15 protein-coding genes are annotated in these 19,061 nt (G+C 67.1%); 6 read left to right on the top strand and 9 right to left on the bottom strand.

Annotation, left to right across the window (positions count from 1 at the left end):
* On the top strand, nt 1-1,173 hold the full coding sequence (locus O0K41_RS08190) for a low temperature requirement protein A (RefSeq protein ID WP_197592025.1): 1,173 nt from the start codon (nt 1-3) through the stop codon (nt 1,171-1,173).
* A gap of 100 nt (nt 1,174-1,273) precedes the next feature.
* On the opposite strand, the gene O0K41_RS08185 is transcribed toward O0K41_RS08190, so the two are convergent.
* The 7 genes from O0K41_RS08185 to O0K41_RS08155 form a co-directional block, all read right to left on the bottom strand.
* A complete protein-coding gene (locus tag O0K41_RS08185) occupies nt 1,274-1,789 on the bottom strand; it encodes a DUF1697 domain-containing protein (protein ID WP_164221207.1) in 516 nt (171 codons plus the stop codon).
* On the bottom strand, nt 1,786-2,427 hold the full coding sequence (locus tag O0K41_RS08180; RefSeq protein WP_164221209.1) for a response regulator transcription factor: 642 nt from the start codon (nt 2,425-2,427) through the stop codon (nt 1,786-1,788). The genes O0K41_RS08185 and O0K41_RS08180 overlap by 4 nt, the downstream gene beginning before the upstream one ends.
* Nucleotides 2,420-3,475: an ATP-binding protein gene (locus O0K41_RS08175; protein ID WP_308304481.1), complete on the bottom strand. Its 1,056-nt coding sequence runs from the start codon at nt 3,473-3,475 to the stop codon at nt 2,420-2,422. Before O0K41_RS08175 ends, O0K41_RS08180 begins: the two co-directional genes overlap by 8 nt.
* Nucleotides 3,476-3,671: 196 nt before the next feature.
* Nucleotides 3,672-4,409, bottom strand: coding sequence for an MgtC/SapB family protein (locus O0K41_RS08170; protein ID WP_005413576.1), 738 nt, complete (start codon nt 4,407-4,409; stop codon nt 3,672-3,674).
* Between the two features lie 31 nt (nt 4,410-4,440).
* On the bottom strand, nt 4,441-7,200 hold the full coding sequence (gene mgtA, locus O0K41_RS08165) for a magnesium-translocating P-type ATPase (protein ID WP_164221213.1): 2,760 nt from the start codon (nt 7,198-7,200) through the stop codon (nt 4,441-4,443).
* A gap of 63 nt (nt 7,201-7,263) precedes the next feature.
* Nucleotides 7,264-7,563 carry a hypothetical protein gene (locus O0K41_RS08160; protein WP_005409807.1) on the bottom strand — a complete coding sequence of 100 codons (300 nt, stop codon included), beginning with the start codon at nt 7,561-7,563 and terminating at the stop codon, nt 7,264-7,266.
* A gap of 293 nt (nt 7,564-7,856) precedes the next feature.
* The gene (locus tag O0K41_RS08155) at nt 7,857-8,156 is read right to left on the bottom strand and encodes a hypothetical protein (RefSeq protein ID WP_164221215.1); all 300 of its coding nucleotides are present in this window, start codon (nt 8,154-8,156) and stop codon (nt 7,857-7,859) included.
* A gap of 262 nt (nt 8,157-8,418) precedes the next feature.
* On the opposite strand from O0K41_RS08155, the gene O0K41_RS08150 reads away from it, so the two are divergent.
* From O0K41_RS08150 to O0K41_RS08135, 4 genes are read left to right on the top strand one after another with little or no spacing between them, the layout of a single operon-like run.
* Nucleotides 8,419-9,588, top strand: a complete 1,170-nt coding sequence (locus O0K41_RS08150; protein ID WP_164221216.1) for an efflux RND transporter periplasmic adaptor subunit — start codon at nt 8,419-8,421, stop codon at nt 9,586-9,588.
* Nucleotides 9,585-12,698 (top strand): multidrug efflux RND transporter permease subunit, encoded by a 3,114-nt coding sequence (locus tag O0K41_RS08145; protein ID WP_111118275.1) that lies wholly within the window; start codon nt 9,585-9,587, stop codon nt 12,696-12,698. The genes O0K41_RS08150 and O0K41_RS08145 overlap by 4 nt, the downstream gene beginning before the upstream one ends.
* On the top strand, nt 12,695-13,384 hold the full coding sequence (locus O0K41_RS08140; protein WP_111118274.1) for a heavy metal response regulator transcription factor: 690 nt from the start codon (nt 12,695-12,697) through the stop codon (nt 13,382-13,384). Before O0K41_RS08145 ends, O0K41_RS08140 begins: the two co-directional genes overlap by 4 nt.
* Complete coding sequence (locus tag O0K41_RS08135; protein WP_164221218.1) at nt 13,381-14,742, top strand: heavy metal sensor histidine kinase; 1,362 nt, start codon at nt 13,381-13,383, stop codon at nt 14,740-14,742. Before O0K41_RS08140 ends, O0K41_RS08135 begins: the two co-directional genes overlap by 4 nt.
* A gap of 9 nt (nt 14,743-14,751) precedes the next feature.
* Here O0K41_RS08135 and pip read toward each other — a convergent pair whose 3' ends face one another.
* Entirely contained in the window at nt 14,752-15,711 is a 960-nt protein-coding gene (pip, locus tag O0K41_RS08130; RefSeq protein WP_111118272.1) for a prolyl aminopeptidase, read from the bottom strand.
* 114 nt (nt 15,712-15,825) lie between these two features.
* Here pip and O0K41_RS08125 point away from each other — a divergent pair, with 114 nt between their 5' ends.
* The gene (locus O0K41_RS08125; RefSeq protein WP_005409805.1) at nt 15,826-16,491 is read left to right on the top strand and encodes a TraX family protein; all 666 of its coding nucleotides are present in this window, start codon (nt 15,826-15,828) and stop codon (nt 16,489-16,491) included.
* A 156-nt stretch (nt 16,492-16,647) separates the two neighbouring features.
* On the opposite strand, the gene O0K41_RS08120 is transcribed toward O0K41_RS08125, so the two are convergent.
* Nucleotides 16,648-18,840, bottom strand: a complete 2,193-nt coding sequence (locus O0K41_RS08120; protein WP_164221220.1) for a TonB-dependent siderophore receptor — start codon at nt 18,838-18,840, stop codon at nt 16,648-16,650.
* Nucleotides 18,841-19,061: the final 221 nt, after the last annotated feature.

The following is a 19,061-nucleotide window of genomic DNA, read 5'->3' as shown; positions in this document are numbered from 1 at the left end:
ATGAGCACACGACTGAGACTGCCTGCCCTGCGCCAGCGCGATGGGCACCACGCCCGCGTGACCTACGAAGAGCTGTTCTTTGATCTGGTCTACGTCTTTGCGGTTACCCAGCTCAGCCACCATCTGCTGCATCACCTGGACCTGGTCGGGGTGATGCAGACGCTGGTGCTGTGGTTCGCGGTCTGGTTGGGCTGGCAGTACGCCTGCTGGGTCAGCAACTGGTTCGATCCCGAGGCGCCACGCATCCGCAGCCTGCTGTTCGTCAGCATGTTGCTGGCGCTGCTGATGTCCTCGTCCATTCCCGAGGCCTTCGCTGAACGCGCCTGGGTCTTCGCGGGGGCGTACGCCACCATGCAGGTCGGGCGCACGGCGTTCGTGCTGCTGGAGGTCGGTCGCAGCCATCCGTTGGCGCCCAATTTCCGACGCATGCTGGCGTGGGTGAGCGTGTCGGCCTGCTTCTGGCTGGCGGGCGCCGCCGCCGAGGGCAATCTGCGCCTGGCGTTGTGGGCGGTGGCGGTGGCCTGCGAATACATCTCGCCGATGTTCGGTTTCGCGTTTCCGGGCCTGGGCCGGTCGCACACCCGCGAGTGGACCATCGAAGGCGGGCACCTGGCCGAGCGTTGCCAGCTGTTCGTCATCGTCGCACTCGGCGAGACGCTGCTGGCTACCGGTGGCGTGCTCAGCGAGGTCGAGCAGTGGAGTGCTGCGGTGGTGTCTGCGGTGCTCGCCACCTTCGCCGGCACCATCGCCATGTGGTGGCTGTATTTCGGCATCTCCAGCCGCGACGCCACTGCGGTGATCACCCATTCCGAGGACCCCGGGCGGATGGGCGCCAATTTCCACTACGTGCATGCGCTGCTGATCGCCGGCATCATCGCCACCGCGGTGGGCAACGACCTGGTGATGGATCACCCGGAAGCGGCGGTGACGCCGGTATATGCAACGGTGCTGGTCGCCGGGCCGTTGATCTACCTGCTTGGCAGCGCCCTCTACAAGCGCATTGTGTACGGGCGCGCCCCGTATTCGCATCTGTTCGGTGCCGTGGCGCTGGTCGTGTTGGGCGTGGTCTTGCCGCACACCCATCTGCTGGCCGCCGGTTGGCTGACCAGTGCGGTGCTGCTGGCCGTGGGGTTGATGGATACGCGGTTGAAGCGTCGCCTGCAGCGGGCGTGATCCGTTGCGTCAGCAAAGCGCTCCAGCCGCCATCGAACGCAAGCGCTGAGCAGTCGTTGACACTCGACTTCAGCACCGCTGCACAAGAAATGCTGGCAGGCTAGGCCAGCGCGGCGGCCATCGCTGCAAGCTTGCCCACCGTGTTCATGTTGCGGGCAGTGCCTTGCTGGGCATAGGACATCCGCAGGCGCGAGTCGGCCATGGCAGCACCGTAATGAACGAAGATCTCCCGCGTGCCGAATGCAAGCTGTTCATCACGCCGGCCGGTCACGCCGTCCAACGGATCGGCGGGGAGGCTGGCATCGAGGAACAATGCCACCACACGGTTGCCGGCCGCCTGCGCAAACGGATTGCGTGCCACCACGCCGGCAATCTCGTTGGCCGAGCGCACCAGCACGCCCACCGGCTTGCCGGCATAGGCCTGGAGCCGCTGGCCGAGGGCCTGGCGCACGCCTGTTTCGTCGAGCGAGCTGCGCAACACCACGTTGCCGCTGGCGATGTACGTGCGGACATCGGCGAAGCCTGCGTCCTCACACATCGCCACCAGTTCGCGCATCGGCAGCTTGCCGGTGCCGCCGACGTTGACCGCGCGCAGCAAGGCGACGTGGACGTTCATGGCGTCCCCGCCTGCAGGCGGTCATACATGCGTACCAGGTCAACCAGGGTGCGCGCGCCCATCTTGCGCATCACCTGCGCGCGGCGCACCTTCACCGTGATCTCGCTCACCCCGAGGTCGCCGGCGATCTGCTTGTTGAGCCGGCCGCGTACCACGCCATCGACCACCTCGCGCTCGCCGGCGTTGAGGGTGTCCCAGCGCAGTTGCAGTGCGCCGAGTGCCTCGCCGTCGCGGCGGCGCTGGCGGTCGATCTCGATGCCCTTGTGGATGGCATCGAGCAGCTCCTGGTCACGGAAGGGCTTGGTCAGGAACTCGATGGCACCGTCCTTGATCGCGTTGACGCCCATCGCGATGTCGCCGTGGCCGGTGATGAATACCACCGGCAGCTGCAGGCCGAGGCTGCCCATCGTGCGATGGAACTCCAGCCCACTCTGGCCGGGCATGCGCACGTCCAGCACCAGGCACGCTGGCGCGTCTTCCAGGTAGTGTTCGAGGAAGGCCTGGGTGGAGGTGAAGGCCCGCACCTGCAGGCCCATCGAGGCCAGCAGGTCTTCCAGTGCGGCGCGCACCGACGGGTCGTCGTCGACCACGTAGACGATGGGCGCTGGGTCGATGGCTGGGGCAGCGGGCTTACGCATGTTGAACGTCCGAGGCGATGGGCAGGTCGAACACGAAGCAGGCACCGCCGCCTGCCGGTCGTTCGGCGCGGATCTGGCCGTCATTGGCTTCGATCATCGAACGGCTCAGGCTGAGGCCCAGGCCGAGCCCATGTGATTTGGTGGTCCAGAATGCATCGAATACTCGCTCGGGATTATCGGCGGGCAGGCCGACACCACGGTCGCGCACGCTGAGACTGAGCCGCTGACCGTCACGCCGGGTCAGCAGGGACAGTCGCCGGTCCGCAGCAGGGACTGGCTCCATCGCGTCCACCGCATTGAGGATCAGGTTGCCGATCACCTGCTGCACCTGCACGCGGTCGGCGTGTACCGGCGGCAGATCGGCGTCCAGCAGCAGCGCCACGGCCACGCCATGCTGGTCCAGCTCGCTGCGCGACAGCGCCAGCATTTCCTCCACCGCCTGGTTCAGGTCGAAGGTGCGTCGTTCCGGTGCCGCGCCCTGGGTCAGGCCGCGGATGCGGGCGATCACGTCACCGGCGCGGTGCGCGTCTGCCAGGATGCGGGCTACGGTCTGCCGGGCCTTGTCCACGTTCGGCGGGTCCTGCGCCAGCCAGCGCTGGCAGGCTTCGGCGCTGCTGGCGATGGCCGCCAGCGGCTGATTCACTTCATGCGCGATGGAAGTGGTGAGCTCGCCCACGGTGGAAGCGCGTGCCACTCGCAGCAGGCGGCCCTGCGCTTCCTGCACGGCGGCCTTGGCCGCTTCCATGTTCAGGGCGAGATAGGTGGTGATGCCGATCACCAGCATGCCGATCACCGAATTGACCAGGCCGATGTGGTAGGTGCCGAAGCGGGTCAGGAAGAAGCTCAGCCCGGTCAGCGCGATGCAGGCGAAGGCCAGGGTGATCAGCCCGCGCGCACTCAGCACGCGCGACGCTGCGAGGATGACCGCTGCATAGAAGCAGGCCGCGGCAACCGCATAATCAGTGACGGTGTCGATCAGGAAGATCGCCGCCATCACGACGATCAGGGCCAGCAGCACCAGCGGGCGGCGGGGCGACAGCGATGGCATCGGGGAGCTCCCTGGCGTGGGGGAAAAGGATAGCAAAGCCGGCATTGGTGGATGCCGACCTGGGTCGGCGTGCTCTCGTGCAGTGGGTGCCGACCGTTGGTCGGCACAAACCAGAGCGATGCCTGGTAGTGCCGGCCGCTGGCCGGCAACTGCACGGTGCTTCGGAGATCACGAGGTTGCCGGCCAGCGGCCGTCACTACTCCTCCAGGCTGGCGTTCCAGAAGCCCTGCAGCACACCGGGCGTGGTCGCCAGGGTGGCCAGCACGGCATCGAGCTCACCGGCATCCACCGTGGTGGCATACAGCACCGCTTCGATCTCCACGTCGCGCTCGCCGAACGGGCGCTGGTCCACCGCGCGCACCGGGTAGTGCGCCTGCTCAAGCAGCAGCAACAGCTGGTCCAGCACCTCGGCCTGCTGCTCGCGCTGGCAGACCACGTTGATCGCATAGGTCGCCTCGCTGAACGCTTCCGGCAGCGGCTGCCGCTGGATGCGGTTCACCACCGGCCGCAGCAGGGTATTGGCGGCCAGCACGAACACCGCTGCCAACACCGCCTCCGGCAGCAGCTTGATACCGGCACATGCACCCACCGCCGCCGATCCCCACAGGGTGGCGGCGGTGTTCAGGCCGGACACCTGTGCGCCGTCCTTCATGATCGCGCCGGCGCCGAGGAAGCCGACGCCGGAGATCACATAGGCCACCACATGCAGCGGTGACGGCGGGCCGCCGTACAGATCATGGAAGCGCACGGCCAGATCGACGAACACCGCCGCACCCACCGCCACCAGCGTGTTGGTACGCAGACCGGCGGTGCGTTGGCGCAGCTGCCGTTCCAGGCCGATGGCCGTGCCCAGCACGAACGCCACCGACAGGCTGATCAGCGAACTCAGGGTTGCGCCGGCGTTGAACGCCGGCAGGTTCGGATTGATGTCCATTGTGATTCTCCCTGGACAAGGCGGCGGGCGCTTACTGCCAGCCGTAACGACGGATGTAGAACCGCTTCAGCGCAGTGGTCAGCACCGCATAACCGAACAGGATCGCCACCAGGAACGGCCAGTAGCCGGCCGGCAGCGCCTGCAGCTTGAAGTAGCCGGCCAGCGGGCTCATCGGCAGGGCCACGCCGATTGCCATGATCAGGCCGGTCATCACCAGCAGCGGCGGCGCGGCGATGCTCTGCAGGAACGGCACCTTCGGCGTACGGATCATGTGCACGATCAGCGTCTGGGTCAGCAGGCCGACCACGAACCAGCCGGACTGGAACAAGCCCTGGTCGGCCGGCGTGCGTGCATCGAACACGTACCACATCAGCGCGAAACAGGTCAGGTCGAAGATCGAGCTGATCGGCCCGAAGAACACCATGAAGCGGCCAATGTCCGCCGGGTTCCACTTCAGCGGCTTGCGCACCAGCTCCTCGTCAACGTTGTCGAACGGGATGGCGATCTGCGAGATGTCGTACAGCAGGTTCTGCACCAGCAGCTGCAGCGGTAGCATCGGCAGGAAGGGCAGGAAGGCCGAGGCCACCAGCACCGAGAACACGTTGCCGAAGTTGGAGCTGGCGGTCATGCGGATGTACTTCAGCATGTTGTTGAACGTGCGCCGGCCCTGGATGACGCCTTCCTCCAGCACCATCAGGTTCTTTTCCAGCAGGATGATGTCGGCCGCCTCCTTGGCGATGTCCACCGCGCTGTCCACGCTGATGCCGATGTCGGCTGCGCGCAGCGCCGGTGCATCGTTGATGCCGTCGCCGAGGAAGCCGACCACCTTGCCCTGCGCGCGCAGCTCGCGTACCAGCCGCTCCTTGTGCAGCGGCGTCAGCCGGGCAAACACGCGATGGTGGTGCAGCGCCCGCGACAGCGCGCCGTCGTCCATGCGCTCGATCTGCGGGCCGGTCAGGATGGTGTCCGCGTCCAGCCCCACCTGTGCGCAGACACGGGCGGTCACCAGTTCGTTGTCGCCAGTGAAGACCTTGACCTCGACACCGTGTGCGGTCAGCGCCTGCAGCGCCTGCGCAGCGGACTCCTTCGGCGGGTCCAGGAAGGCCACGTAGCCGACCAGGGTCAGCCCGCATTCGTCCGCTTGCGAGTAGGCGCTCTGACTGGCCGCGGTCTCCTTCATCGCCACCGCCACCACGCGCAGGCCCTGCTCGTTCAGTTCCTCGGTGGTCTGCCGCACGCGGGCCAGGCGGTGCTCGTCCAGTGGCATGTCCTGGCCGTTCTCGCGAACGGTGCTGCACACCGCCAGCATCTCTTCCACCGCGCCCTTGCAGATCAGCTCGTGGTGGTCCTCGCGCTCGGACACCACCACCGACATGCGGCGGCGCTCGAAGTCGAACGGAATCTCGTCCACCTTGTGGTAGTCCTGCGACAGCCGCAGCGAGCTCTGCAGCTCCACGTGTTCCAGCACCGCGCGGTCCAGGAGGTTGATCAGCCCGGTCTGGAAGTGGCTGTTGAGATAGGCGAACTTCAGTACGTCTTCCGAATCGTGGCCGAACACATCGGTGTGGCGCTCCAGCGCGATCCTGTCCTGGGTGAGCGTGCCGGTCTTGTCGGTGCACAGCACTTCCATGGCGCCGAAGTTCTGGATCGCATCCAGGCGCTTGACGATCACCTTGCGCCGCGACAGCAGCACCGCACCCTTGGCCAGGGTGGAGGTGACGATCATCGGCAGCATCTCCGGCGTCAGGCCCACCACCACCGACAGCGCGAACAGAAACGCTTCGGTCCAGTCACCCTTGGTCCAGCCGTTGATCAGCAGCACGAACGGCACCATCACCAGCGCGAAGCGGATCAGCAGCCAGCTGACACTGTTGACGCCGGCCTGGAATGCGGTCGGCGCACGGTCGGTGGCGGTGCTGCGCTGGGACAACGTGCCGAAGTAGGTGCGGTTGCCGGTGGCCAGCACCACGGCGGTGGCCGTTCCGGACACCACATTGGTGCCCATGAACAGCAGGTTGTGCTGTTCCAGCAGGCCGGCCAGGCCGTCGCCCGGGTGCGCGAACTTCTCTACCGGCAGCGACTCGCCGGTCATTGCGGCCTGTGCCACGAACAGGTCCTTGGCAGTCAGCACGCGGCAGTCGGCCGGAATCATGTCGCCGGCTGAAAGCACGATGTGGTCGCCGGGCACCAGCTCACGGATCGGCAGGTCCAGCAGGCGCGCCGGGCGCCGGCTGTGCAGGTGCGCGCCGAAGTACTGGTCGGCCACATCCGCAGCCTCGGTGCCGGGATTGCGGCGCAGCACGCGCGCAGTGTTGCCGACCAGTGCCTTCAGCCGCTCGGCGGCACGGTTCGAGCGCCCCTCCTGCACGAAGCGGATCAGCGTGGACAGCAGCACCATCGCACCGATCACCACGGTGGCCTTGATGTCCTCGGTCAGCCAGGACACCGCCGCCAGCACGGTCAGCAGCAGGTTGAACGGGTTGCGATAGCACTGCCACAGATGGCGCCACCACGGCAGCGGCCTTTCGTGATCCACCTCGTTGGGGCCGAGCGTGACCAGTCTCTCCTCGGCCTCATGCGGGCTGAGGCCATCGGCATGCGACTCCAGTGTGGCCAGCAGCTCGGCTTCCTCCTGCTGGGCGAGGGTAACCAGGCCGGTGGTGAGCGCGAACGGCGCGGCCTCGGCGCTGCCCGGGCCAAAGCCGGCTTCGGGCATCGCGCGGCGGCGGAACAGGTTGCCTGCGCGACGGCTGCGCAGGAAGGCATTGAACCAGGCGTTGAGCAGGCTCATGGGACTCTCCTCGAATGTCAGAGCCGGCCGCGGCCGGAACAGGAACGGAACGGTTGGAACAGGTCAGGCGTGGCGCATCGCCAGCACCGCCGGCGACCACGGCTGCATGTGCAGGCGCTGGCTGCCGCCGATGCACAACGGCTTCATCGCATCGCGCAGGGGATAGGGCAGATGACGCAGCACGGTGATGCGCTCGCTGATCGGCAGCAGCGACAGCGCATCGGCCACCACGCGCGGCGAACCGAGCGACAGCGAACGGGCGAACATCACGGGGCCGTGTTGCAACAGTTGGCTGCGCAGGCCGGCAACATCGCGCTCGCCGATCAGGCGGCGCAGGGTGATGTAGAGGATCTTGTAGGACATGGGGGCGATCTCCAGGCAAGCGGCGCCTGGCGGTCCCCCGTCACTCAGGCAGGCAGGGACCGGCGGGCAGGCGCCAGGAACAGGCGGATTGCGGGCATCGGGGGCGCGGTGCGCCCGGCAGGGTCGGGGTCCATCTGCGTCTCCATGAGGGGAGGGGGCCAGCCAGGGTTGCCCTGGCCAACGGCGCTATTGTCCGCCCCTGAATGGGACAGGCCTAGAGGCCCGTGGGTTAGCCCGGCTATACCTTGGTATAGCCGGGCATGCGCAGCGCCAATCGAGGTTTCAGTGATGGATCAATGCGAAGCGCTGGTCTGCTTGCACACGTCGTACTCGCCACGGGTCAACGTCTTGTTGCGGTCGGTATCGCAGGTATGCAGGCGTTCGGCCCAGTCCGGCGCCACGGCATCCACCTCGGCCAGTGTGACGATGCCGTCCTTGTCCTTGTCCAGCGACTCATACGGCGGTATCAGCTTCACTTCGGTGACGTCCTCGGCGGCGGTGGCCTTGCTTGCCTCCTGTGTCTTGGAACAGGCGCCCAGCAGCAGGCCGATGGTAACGACAAGGACAGCAGGAACGCAGCGAGTACCGGTCATGACAGGCTCCAGAAGTGGGGACGCGGGCCACGGTTGTGGATGGCCACGGCCGGATCTTCGGCCCGGATCTGTAAGCGAGCTGCGAAGAACCGACCGGGTCGCCAGATAGCGGTGGGCCACCGTTCACCCGCACGCCCCATGCGTGTACCGGCCGCACCTGACGAAATTGTCAGGCAGGCGACAGCAAGGCGCCGGAGGCCAGCCGGGAGGATGGCATCAGGCCCGCGCAGCCCCCGCGCCGGCACTGGTATGGATCCCTGTCATGCGAATTCCCTTCCTGTCCGCACGAATGCGTCGCCGCCACCTTGTCCTGGGTGTGTTGCTGCTGGTGGTGTTGTCGCTGGTGATGCTGTTCCAGGGTGTGTCGCGCAGCGACGCGCAACCGGCCAATGCGCCGCCGCCGGTACCGGTGGTGACCGGCCGTGTCGAGCAGCGCGACGTGGCGCATTGGCGCAGCGGCGTAGGCACGGTGCAGTCGCTGCAGAGCACCGTGCTGCGGCCGCAGGTCGATGGCGTTCTGACCGAGGTGCTGTTCGAGGAGGGCCAGAAGGTGCGCAAGGGCCAGTTGCTGGCCCGTATCGATGATCGCGCGATCCGTGCCGACCTGGGTGGCGCACAGGCTGCGGTGGTTCGCGACCGTGCCACGCTGGATGCCGCGCGCTCGGACCTGGCGAGGCTGCAGCACCTGTCTACCGACCAGCTGGTTTCGCGGCAGATGCTGGAGCAGCAGGCGGCCACGGTACAGCAGCTGCAGGCCACCGGGCGTGGCAACCAGTCGGCGGTGGACGCCGCACAGGTGCAGCTGTCGTACACCCGTATCCTGGCGCCGATGGATGGCCGCATCGGCCTGCGCCAGGTGGACCCCGGCAACCTGGTACGTGCCACCGATACGCAGGGACTGGTGACGGTGCAGCAGACCGATCCGATCTCGGTGGTGTTCGCGCTGCCGCAGGACGCGTTGCCGCAGCTGCGGCAGGCACTGGCTGCCGGCGACGTGGCGGTGCAGGCGCTGGACCGCGATGGTGGCCAGCGCCTCGCCGAAGGCACCCTGCAGGTGATCGACAATCAGATCGACGAGACCTCCGGCACGGTGCGGTTGCGTGCCCGCTTCGCCAATGCCGATGACCGGCTGTGGCCCGGGCAGCTGGTCAGCGTGCGGGTACGCATCGGCCAGACCACGGGCGCACTGGTGGTGGACGCTGCCGCAATCCAGCGCGGTGCCGAGGGCAGCTTCGTCTACCGCGTAGTGGGCGATGGGAGCGTCGAGGTGCTACCGGTCACCGTGGGTGAAGCCGAGAACGGGCAGGTGGCCATACAGGGCGAGCTGCGGGTGGGTGATGTGATCGTGCGCGATGGCCAGTCGCGCCTGCGCCCGGGTGTGGTCGTCACTGAAGCCGGCGCACCGGTTGCCAGGGCCGGGGCCGCACCATGAGCACCCGCGTTTCGCTGTCCAGCTGGTTCGTCCGGCATCCGGTGGCCACCACGCTGCTGACGCTGGCGGTGATACTGCTCGGCGTGGCCGCGTTGCCACGGTTGCCGGTGGCACCTCTGCCTGAAGCGGAATTCCCGACCATCCGCGTCAATGCCAGCCTGCCCGGCGCCAGTGCCGAGACCATGGCGTCGGCGGTGGCTACGCCACTGGAAACGCAGCTGACCGGCGTGCCCGGCATCATCGAGATGACCTCCACCAGCGCGCTCGGCAGCACCTCGATCACGCTGCAGTTCGATCTGGAAAAGAACATCGATACCGCCGCACAGGAAGTACAGGCGGCAATCAATGCGGCGGCCGGGCGCCTGCCCAGCGACCTGCCGAACCTGCCGACCTGGCGCAAGGTCAACCCGGCCGACAGCCCGATCCTGGTGCTCAGCGTGGTCTCGGCACAGATGTCGATGACCGAGCTGAGCGACCTGGCCGAGAGCCGCCTGGCGCGTTCGATCAGCCAGATCAGTGGCGTGTCCGAGGTCAATATCGTCGGCCAGCAGCGCCCGGCCATCCGCATCCAGGCCCAGCCGGAGCGGCTGGCAGCGATGGGCATGACCCTGTCCGACCTGCGCGGCGTGGCCCAGAACGCCAGCCTCAACCAGGCCAAGGGCGCGCTGATGGGCGAACAGCGCACGTCCACCTTCGAGGCCAACGACCAGCTGTTCGATGCCCAGGACTACCGTCAGCTGGTGGTCGCCTACCGGCAGGGTTCACCGGTCACGCTGGGCGATATCGCGCAAGTGGTCGACGGTGCCGAGAACGCCTATGTGCAGGCGTGGCCGAACGGGCAACCGGGCGTGGGCCTGATCATCAGCCGGCAGCCGGGCGCGAACATCGTTCGCACCACCGATGCGGTGCTGGCGGCCTTGCCGGAGCTGCGCGCCAACCTGCCGGCCAGCGTCGATGTGGAAGTGCTCAACGACCGCACGCGCACCATCCGCGCGTCGCTGCACGAGGTGGAGGTCACCCTGGTGCTGACCATCGTGCTGGTGGTGCTGGTGATGGGGCTGTTCCTGCGCCAGCTCTCGGCCACGCTCATCGTCGGTGCGGTGCTGGTCGTTGCGCTGGTCGCCACGTTCGCGGCGATGTATGTGGCCGGCTTCAGTCTCAACAACCTCACCCTGGTCGCGCTGGTGGTGGCGGTCGGCTTCGTGGTGGACGACGCCATCGTGGTGGTGGAGAACATCCACCGCCATCGCGAGGCCGGTTTGGGGCCCGTGGAAGCGGCACTGAAGGGTGCCGAGGAAATCGGCTTCACCGTGGTGTCGATCAGCCTGTCGCTGATCGCGGCGTTCATCCCGTTGCTGTTCATGGGCGGCGTGGTCGGGCGCCTGTTCGCGGAGTTCGCGATGACCATCACGGTCGCGATCCTGATCTCCATCGTGGCCTCGCTGACGCTGGCGCCGATGATGGCTGCGCACCTGATGAAGCGCATGCCGGCCCATCGCGACGGCCAGGACACGCTGGCCGGGCGCCTGCTGGCCGGCTACGACCGCAGCCTGCAGTGGGCGCTGGGCCACCAGCGGCTGGTGCTGGTCGGGTTCGGTGCGACGGTGGCGGTAGCGGTGGCCTCGTACGTGGTGATCCCGAAGGGCTTCTTCCCGCTGCAGGACACGGCCTTCGTGTTCGCCACCACCGAAGCGGCACAGGACATCGGTTTCGAGGAGATGGTGGCCAAGCACCAGCAGCTGGCGAAGATCGCCGCCGAGGATCCTGCGTTGCAGGCCTACAACCATGCGGTGGGCGCCACCGGTGGCAGCCAGACCCTGTCCAATGGCCGCTTCTGGTTCATCCTGAAGGACCGTGGCGACCGCGACGTGGATGTGCACGGCTTCATCGACCGGCTGCGCGCGAAGATGGCCAGCGTGCCGGGCATCACCGTGTACATGCGGGCCGCGCAGGACATCAACCTGGGCGCGGGGCCGGCGCGTACGCAGTACCAGTACGCACTGCGCGGCCAGGACAGCAGGGAGCTGTCACGCTGGGCCGAGCAGCTGACCGAACGCCTGCGCGGGCTGCCGCAGCTGCGCGACGTGTCCAACGACCAGCAGGTCGGCGCCAGCGTTACCCGGTTGCAGATCGATCGCACCGCTGCGGCGCGCTTCGGCTTGACCGCCAATGATATCGACCAGGTGCTCTACGATGCATTCGGCCAGCGCCAGATCAACGAGTTCCAGACCGAGACCAACCAGTACCGCGTGATCCTGGAGATCGCGCCCGGCCTGCTTGGCCAGGTCGATGCGCTGTCCTACTTCCACCTGCGTTCGCCGCTGACCGGGCAGATGGTGCCGCTGTCGGCAGTGGCCCAGGTGCAGCCGCCGGGCAACGGGCCGCTGTCGATCAGCCACAACGGCATGCTGCCGGCGGTGAACCTGTCGTTCAACCTGGCGCCGGGCGTCTCGCTGGGCGAGGCGGTTACCCTGGTCGAGCAGGCACAGGCGCAGATCGGCATGCCCGACAGCATCAACGGGCGCTTCCAGGGCACCGCACAGGCGTTCCAGGAATCGCTGGCCAGCCAGCCGTTGCTCATTCTGGCCGCGCTGCTGGCCGTCTACATCATCCTCGGCGTGCTGTACGAGAGCTTCGTGCACCCGCTTACCATCCTGTCCACGCTGCCGTCGGCCGGTATCGGTGCCGTGCTGACGCTGTGGCTGTGGGGGCTGGATTTCTCGATCATGGCGTTGATCGGCATCGTGCTGCTGATCGGTATCGTCAAGAAGAACGGCATCCTGATGGTCGACTTCGCGCTGGATGCCCAGCGCAACCGCGGGTTGACCCCGCTGCAGGCCATCCACGAGGCCTGTCTGACCCGCTTCCGCCCGATCATGATGACGACGTTGGCGGCGCTGCTGGGTGCCATTCCGCTGATGATCGGCTTCGGCACCGGCTCGGAGCTGCGCCAGCCGCTGGGTGTGGCGGTGGTGGGTGGCCTGCTGATCAGCCAGTTGCTGACCCTGTACAGTACCCCGGTGATCTACCTGGCCCTGGACCGGCTGTTCCTGCAGCGCCGATGCGAACGCAGGGCGGCCGCCGGTGCCGCGCTGACGGAGCCCGGATGAAACTGCTGATCGTCGAGGATGAGAGCAAGACCGCCCACTACCTGCGCACCGGCCTGGGCGAGCAGGGCTGGGCGGTCGACCTGGCCGCCGACGGCGTGACCGGCCTGCACCTTGCCCGCGAGTTCGACTACGACGTGATCGTGCTGGACGTGATGCTGCCCGGCATGGACGGCTTCAACGTGCTGCGCGAACTGCGCCGCAGCAAGCAGACCCCGGTGATCATGCTGACAGCGCGCGACCGCGTGGATGACCGAGTGCACGGGCTGGGGCAGGGTGCCGACGACTACCTGGTCAAGCCGTTCTCGTTCATCGAGCTGCTGGCGCGCCTGCAGGCGCTGGTCCGGCGCGGTCGCCAGCAGGAGCCGACCGAACTTCAGGTGGGCGACCTGCAGGTCAACCTGCTGGCGCGCCGCGCCTATCGTGACGGTACGCGACTGGACCTGACCGGCAAGGAATTCGCGCTGCTGGCCCTGCTTGCGCAGCGGCGCGGGCAGATCCTGTCCAAGACAGTGATCGCCGCGCAGGTCTGGGACATCAATTTCGACAGCAACACCAACGTAGTGGAAGTGGCGATCAAGCGCCTGCGCAGCAAGCTTGACGGCCCGTACCCCAGCAAGCTGCTGCATACGGTGCGCGGCATGGGCTACGTGCTGGAAGTGCGCGATGACGAGGGTGACGGTCGATGAGGTTGTCGATCGCCCAGCGCCTGTCGGCGATGTTCGCGCTGGCCGCGCTGCTGGTATTCGCCCTGCTGGGCATCGGCGTGTATGGCGTGCTGGAACGGCAGGTGGTGCGTTACCAGCACGCCGAGCTGCAGACCAAGCTGCACGCGGTCAGCGGCAGTGTGGCGATGTGCGATACCCGCGAGCGCTGGAGCAAGGTGCGCGACAAGGTCGGCAACCTGATTTCCGGCGACCGCGACACGCTGGTCTGGGCCTGGAGTGACGACCCCACCTTCCGCATCGGTGGTGAACGCCCACAGGTGCAGCCACCCAATGGCAACGACAGCGGCATGGGCACGTTGCAGCGCGAGGGCCAGCATCCGCTGCGTACGCTCTATGAGCGCGTGCCCGGCAAGGGCGTGCGGCCGGCGGTGGACCTGTGGATCGGTATCGACTCCGAACCGTACACGCATGCCTTGCAGCGCTTCGCCGTGGCGCTGTGGGTTGCCGGTGGGCTGGGCGTGCTGCTGGTGGCCGGCCTCGGCTACTGGATCGCGCGCCTGGGACTGGCACCGTTGCGCGCGCTTTCGGACGAGGCGCGCTCGCTCAGCCCACAGCGGTTGTCACAGCGGCTCGGCACACAGGCGCTGCCGGCAGAGCTGGGGCACCTGACGCATGCCTTCAATGGTGCATTGGATCGCCTCGAGGCCGCCTACACGCGGCTGGATGCGTTCAACGCAGACGTGGCGCATGAGCTGCGCACGCCGCTGGCCAACCTGATGGGGCAGACCCAGGTGGCCCTGTCACGGCCGCGCGACAACGCGCAGCTGCAGGACGTGATGCAGTCCAACCTGGAAGAGCTGGAGCGGCTGCGCGCCATCGTCAACGACATGCTGTTCCTGTCGCGGGCCGGGCAGGGCGACATCGCGATGGAAACCCGGCCGGTGGCGCTGGCCGACGAAGTGGCCGCCGCCGGGGACTTCCTGGAGTTCCTGTTCGAGGAGGCCGGGCTGACCCTGCGCATCGAAGGTGAAGCAACCGCCAGCATCGATCCATCGCTGTTCCGGCGTGCCCTGACCAACCTGCTGCACAACGCCGTACAGCATGCGCGGCCCGGCACCGAGGTACGGGTGCAGCTGCAGGCCGAAGGCAAGGGCACGCGCATTGCGGTGTTGAACGAAGGCGATGGCATCGCCGCCGGGCACCTGCCGCTGTTGTTCGAGCGTTTCTACCGGGTTGACCAGGCCCGAGAGTACCGGGGCGAACGCCACCACGGCCTGGGCCTGTCGATCGTCAAGGCCATCGCCGTGCTGCATGGTGGCGATGTGTTCGTGGCCAGCCGCGACGGGCTGACCACGGTGGGGCTCACGGTGGCGTGTTGACGCTGCGGATCAGGTGCCGTTGCCGAACCGGTCGGCAAACGCATCCGTGGCGCGCACCAGCGCATCGACCGTGGCCGGCTCGTTGGCGCTGTGGCCGGAGGTCACCATCTCCAGGCGCGCTTCCGGCCACGCCTTGGCCAGGTCCCACGCGCTGCGCGGCGGACAGATGATGTCGTAGCGTCCCTGCACGATCACGCCGGGCAGGTGGCGGATGCGATCAATGTTGCGCAGCAGTTGGTCCGGTTCCAGGAAGATGCCGTTGCGGAAGTAGTGCGCTTCGATGCGGGCCTTGGCCAGCGTATCCAGCGGATCATCGGTGGATTGCGCATCCACGTCGTGCTGCAGGGTGGCGGCGTTGTCTTCCCAGCCCAGCCAGGCCTGCGCGGCTTCGATGCGGGTTGCCTCATCCGGGCCATCCATGCGCGTCCAGTAGGCCGCAATCATGTCGCCACGTTCGGCGTGCGGAATATAGGCCTGATAGCGGTCCCAGCGCTCCGGGAAGATCCAGCGCGCACCCCCATCGGCCTCGGCGAACCAGCGGTTCTCCATTTCGCGGCCGAGGAACACGCCACGCACGATCAGGCCGGTGGCGCGCTCGGGATGCGCCTGCGCGTAGGCCAGTGACAGGGTCGAACCCCACGAGCCGCCGTAGACCAGCCAGCGTTCGATGCCCAGGTGCTCACGGACCTTCTCGATGTCGGCCACCAGGTCCTGCGTGGTGTTGTCGCGCAGCTCGCCAAACGGCGTGGAACGGCCGCTGCCGCGCTGGTCGATCAACACGATGCGGTAGCGCGCCGGGTCGAAGAAGCGCCGATGGGTCGGCGAGATACCGGCGCCCGGGCCACCGTGCAGGTACACCACCGGAATGCCCTCCGGCGTGCCGCACTCTTCGATATGCAGGGTGTGCAGATCGCTCACCTTCAGGGTGAACTCGCGGTAGGGCTCGATGGCCGGGTACAGGGTGCGCATGACGGGTGTCTCACAAGCAGGGGCGGCCAGCATAGCGCCGCCATCTACGACTTGCAGCGGCGGGCTCCTGCGCGGCGCTGGAAATGCGCTGGCCGATGCGCATAAGCTTCCGCGATGCAAGCGACCACGACCGGGACGTCCACGTTCAACCTCACCCTCGGCAGCGGCGCGCGCGAGCTGCTGAAGTGGATCGCGCTGCTGGCCATGACCGGCGACCACGTGGCCAAGGTGGTCTTCGGGGGCTACGTGCCGGTGGTCAGCGAACTGGGGCGTATCGCCTTCCCGCTGTTCGCGCTGGTGATGGCCTGCAACCTGGCCCAGCCGGGCGCCGACCTGCGCAAATCGATCCGCCGGCTGGCGCTATGGGGGCTGATTGCGCAGCCATTGCACGCACTGGCGTTCGGTTCCTGGCTGCCGCTCAACATCCTGCTCACCTTCACCTTGGCAGTGGTGGCCGTGCATGCGTTTGCGAACAATCGGCCTGTGCTGCTGTTGCTGGCTGCCGGCGTGCTGCCGATGTTCGTGGACTACCAGTGGGCCGGTGTTGGCGCCGTGCTGCTGGCCTGGATCGCGTTCCGGCATCGGGCGTGGTGGCTGTTGCTGGTTGGGCTTGCAGCGGTGTGCGGGGTCAACCACAACGGCTGGGCACTGCTGGCTGTTCCGGTGGTCGTGCTGGCGACGCGGGTGCCGTGGCGACTGCCGCGCTGGCGCTGGGTGTTCTATGGGTACTACGTGGGGCATCTGGCGGTGCTGGCGGTGGTGGCGCGCGTGCTTTCGTGATCAGTGCGTGCGTGGTCGTGCCTTGTGTCGGTAGATCCACGCCAGGCGTGGATGCGTTTGGCGGATCACCATGGAAGCAGCCAGGCATGGCCTGGCTCTACAGTTTCCGGCAGATCCACGCCATGCGTGGATCCCGTTGACAGTTTGTCGCCCGGCTCAGAAATCCATCGTCGCAGAGAGCAACACCGTCCTCGGCGCACCCAGCGCCAGGCTTGAAAGCAACGGCATGCCCCAGTACGCCTTGTTGGTCACGTTGTTCACGCTGGCCCGCAGCGCAAGCGGTCGACCCGCCACGGTGGTGCTGTAGCGCGCGCCCACGTCGAACAACGTACGCCCCGGCACCGACAGGCTATTGTCGGCACTGATGTACTGCTTCGACATCGCCGTGGCATTGCCGGTCAGGGTGAGGCCCTGCAAGGTCGGCACATCCCATTCCACGCCCAGCTTGGCCTGCCGCTGCGCCACGGCGGTGGCGATGCGTCCTTCATTCACGCCGCCGGCCGTGCGGGTCAGCTTCGGCTGCACATAGGCCACGCCACCGAGCAGGCGCACGCCGTCCATCGGTGCGCCGAAGAAGCCCCATTCCACGCCGCGGTTACGTTGTTCGCCACCAAGCGAGAAGATATTCGTGACCGGATCGGTGTAGCTGCTCGGTCGCTTGATCTCGTACACGCTGAAGGTGTGCGCGAAGCTGCCCAGGTCCAGCTTCAGGCCCAGCTCCTTCTGCCTGGTGCGGAACGGTGCGAACACATCGCCGGCGTTGGCTGCGGTCATCGGCGCGGTAGCACCCTGGCTGAGGCCTTCGATGTAGTTGGTGTAGAGGGAGAGCGTGTCGGTGGCTTTCACCAGCAATGCAGCCGCAGGGGTGGTCGCGCTCTTGTCGTAGCGCGAGGTGCGCGCACCGGTAGCGACGCTGAAGGTCTCGCTGACCACCTGCTGGCGACGCACACCCAGCGTCAACTGCACGCGGTCATCGGAGAAGGACAGGGTGTTGGCGAAGCCGAGGCTGTCCAGCGTCAGCTCGGTATGCGAGATGTGCGGTGCCATGAACGGCGCGGCCGGGCCCCACACCGGGTTGTACAGATTGGTGGTCCAGTCCCAGCCGGGCACGCTGCGCCGGCCGTAGTCGTTCTGGGTGTGCTGGTAATGGGTCACATTGGCGGCCCACTGGTGGCCGACGCTGCCGGTGTGGAAGGAACCGCGCAGGCCGGCATCTCCGGACTGCTTCTTGATGTCGAAGGCGAGCTGGCCGATCACCGTGGTGAAGTCGCCAGCCGGATTGAGGATCTGCGCGCTGATCGAACCGTTGTAGCGGTAGTCGGTCTTGCTGGTGCCGTAGGCGAGGTAGGCCATCAGGCTATCGTTGATATCCAGCTCGCCGCGCAGCATCGCGCCCTTGTCCTGGCTGTCCACGTAGGCCCAGTCCGGGTTGATCAGCGTATCGCCACGCGGTGGCCGCGGAATGGCCACGCCCGGTGCGAGGCCGACGCCACGTGCCGGGCCGTCCACGCGATCGTCGGCGCTGTACAGATCCGCCGACACCCGCGCACGTTCGCCGCGCCAGTCCAGTGCCAGCGAACCGAGCTGTACCTTCTTGCTCTGCTTGCCGACTACGCCGTCACCATCACGGTAGGCACCGTTGAAGCGGATGCCGAACTGCTTGTCGGCGCCCAGACGACGGCCCATATCCACGTGGGTGCCGAACTGCGCGTCGGAGGCGAAGTTGGCACTGACCCGCAGCAGCGGTTGCTCGCTTGCGCGCTTGGGCACCAGGTTGACGCTGCCACCGACCGAGCCGCCCGGCGGCATGCCGTTGAGCAGCGCAGACGGTCCCTTCAGCACCTCGATGCGCTCGAACATTTCCGGCGAGGTGCGGTAGTAGGGCGCCATGCCGCTGAGGCCATTGAACGTGGTGTCGCTGGTGTTGGAGGCGAAGCCGCGGATCGCGTAGTTCTCACTCCAGGCACCGGTGACGCCATTGCTGAACACCGTGGGGTCGGTGGCGGCGATGACGTCGGTCAGGTCCTTGGCCTGGCGATCACGGATGAAGGACTCGGTGTAGCTGACCGTACTGAACGGCGTGTCCATGAAGTCCTTGTCGCCGAGCAGGCCGACGCGGCTGCCGGCAGCCACTTGCCCGCCCGCATAGTCTGCAGTGACCCGGCGCTGTTCCTGCACCTGCACCGAGGGCAGCGTGGACGGTGCGGTGTCGGCCAGCGCGGCAAACGAGGCCAGCAGCCCCAGCGCGAGGGCTGACATCCGGTAGCGCATGGGCATGCCCGGCGGATGCATCAGGCCTGAGAATGCGGCAGCACGATGCTGTGCAGAAGTGAAGTTGTAAACGGTCATGCCAGAGTCCTGTGAATCGCAGGCGCGAGCGCGCCTGGCGCGCTGCCGACGGCAAGCACGGGGGTAGGGCGCAGCGCAGGGTTGTTGGCTGGGTGGGGACCTGGCGGGAAGTGAGCCATGGGCTCGACTACGGGCAGCGTGCTGGACGCATTCCGAATTAGTTGGGTAAGTTAAACTAAATCAATTGAAGCGGACAAGAGGGTCCCTTTACTGGCACCCTC

Origin of the sequence: Stenotrophomonas sp. Sm2128, assembly GCF_030985535.1 — a bacterium.
In the GTDB taxonomy this organism is placed as follows: domain Bacteria; phylum Pseudomonadota; class Gammaproteobacteria; order Xanthomonadales; family Xanthomonadaceae; genus Stenotrophomonas; species Stenotrophomonas maltophilia.
This window is presented reverse-complemented; position numbering and strand designations above follow the sequence as displayed.

What these genes read in the sequence shown, in the direction of transcription:
- O0K41_RS08150 (WP_164221216.1), top strand. Translation starts at nt 8,419, where the DNA reads ATGCGAATTCCCTTCCTGTCCGCACGAATGCGTCGCCGCCACCTTGTC.
- O0K41_RS08190 (WP_197592025.1), top strand. Translation starts at nt 1, where the DNA reads ATGAGCACACGACTGAGACTGCCTGCCCTGCGCCAGCGCGATGGGCAC.
- O0K41_RS08155 (WP_164221215.1), bottom strand. Translation starts at nt 8,156, where the DNA reads ATGACCGGTACTCGCTGCGTTCCTGCTGTCCTTGTCGTTACCATCGGC.
- O0K41_RS08180 (WP_164221209.1), bottom strand. Translation starts at nt 2,427, where the DNA reads ATGCGTAAGCCCGCTGCCCCAGCCATCGACCCAGCGCCCATCGTCTAC.
- mgtA (WP_164221213.1), bottom strand. Translation starts at nt 7,200, where the DNA reads ATGAGCCTGCTCAACGCCTGGTTCAATGCCTTCCTGCGCAGCCGTCGC.
- O0K41_RS08125 (WP_005409805.1), top strand. Translation starts at nt 15,826, where the DNA reads ATGCAAGCGACCACGACCGGGACGTCCACGTTCAACCTCACCCTCGGC.
- O0K41_RS08185 (WP_164221207.1), bottom strand. Translation starts at nt 1,789, where the DNA reads ATGAACGTCCACGTCGCCTTGCTGCGCGCGGTCAACGTCGGCGGCACC.
- O0K41_RS08175 (WP_308304481.1), bottom strand. Translation starts at nt 3,475, where the DNA reads ATGCCATCGCTGTCGCCCCGCCGCCCGCTGGTGCTGCTGGCCCTGATC.
- O0K41_RS08160 (WP_005409807.1), bottom strand. Translation starts at nt 7,563, where the DNA reads ATGTCCTACAAGATCCTCTACATCACCCTGCGCCGCCTGATCGGCGAG.
- O0K41_RS08140 (WP_111118274.1), top strand. Translation starts at nt 12,695, where the DNA reads ATGAAACTGCTGATCGTCGAGGATGAGAGCAAGACCGCCCACTACCTG.
- O0K41_RS08135 (WP_164221218.1), top strand. Translation starts at nt 13,381, where the DNA reads ATGAGGTTGTCGATCGCCCAGCGCCTGTCGGCGATGTTCGCGCTGGCC.
- pip (WP_111118272.1), bottom strand. Translation starts at nt 15,711, where the DNA reads ATGCGCACCCTGTACCCGGCCATCGAGCCCTACCGCGAGTTCACCCTG.
- O0K41_RS08145 (WP_111118275.1), top strand. Translation starts at nt 9,585, where the DNA reads ATGAGCACCCGCGTTTCGCTGTCCAGCTGGTTCGTCCGGCATCCGGTG.
- O0K41_RS08170 (WP_005413576.1), bottom strand. Translation starts at nt 4,409, where the DNA reads ATGGACATCAATCCGAACCTGCCGGCGTTCAACGCCGGCGCAACCCTG.
- O0K41_RS08120 (WP_164221220.1), bottom strand. Translation starts at nt 18,840, where the DNA reads ATGACCGTTTACAACTTCACTTCTGCACAGCATCGTGCTGCCGCATTC.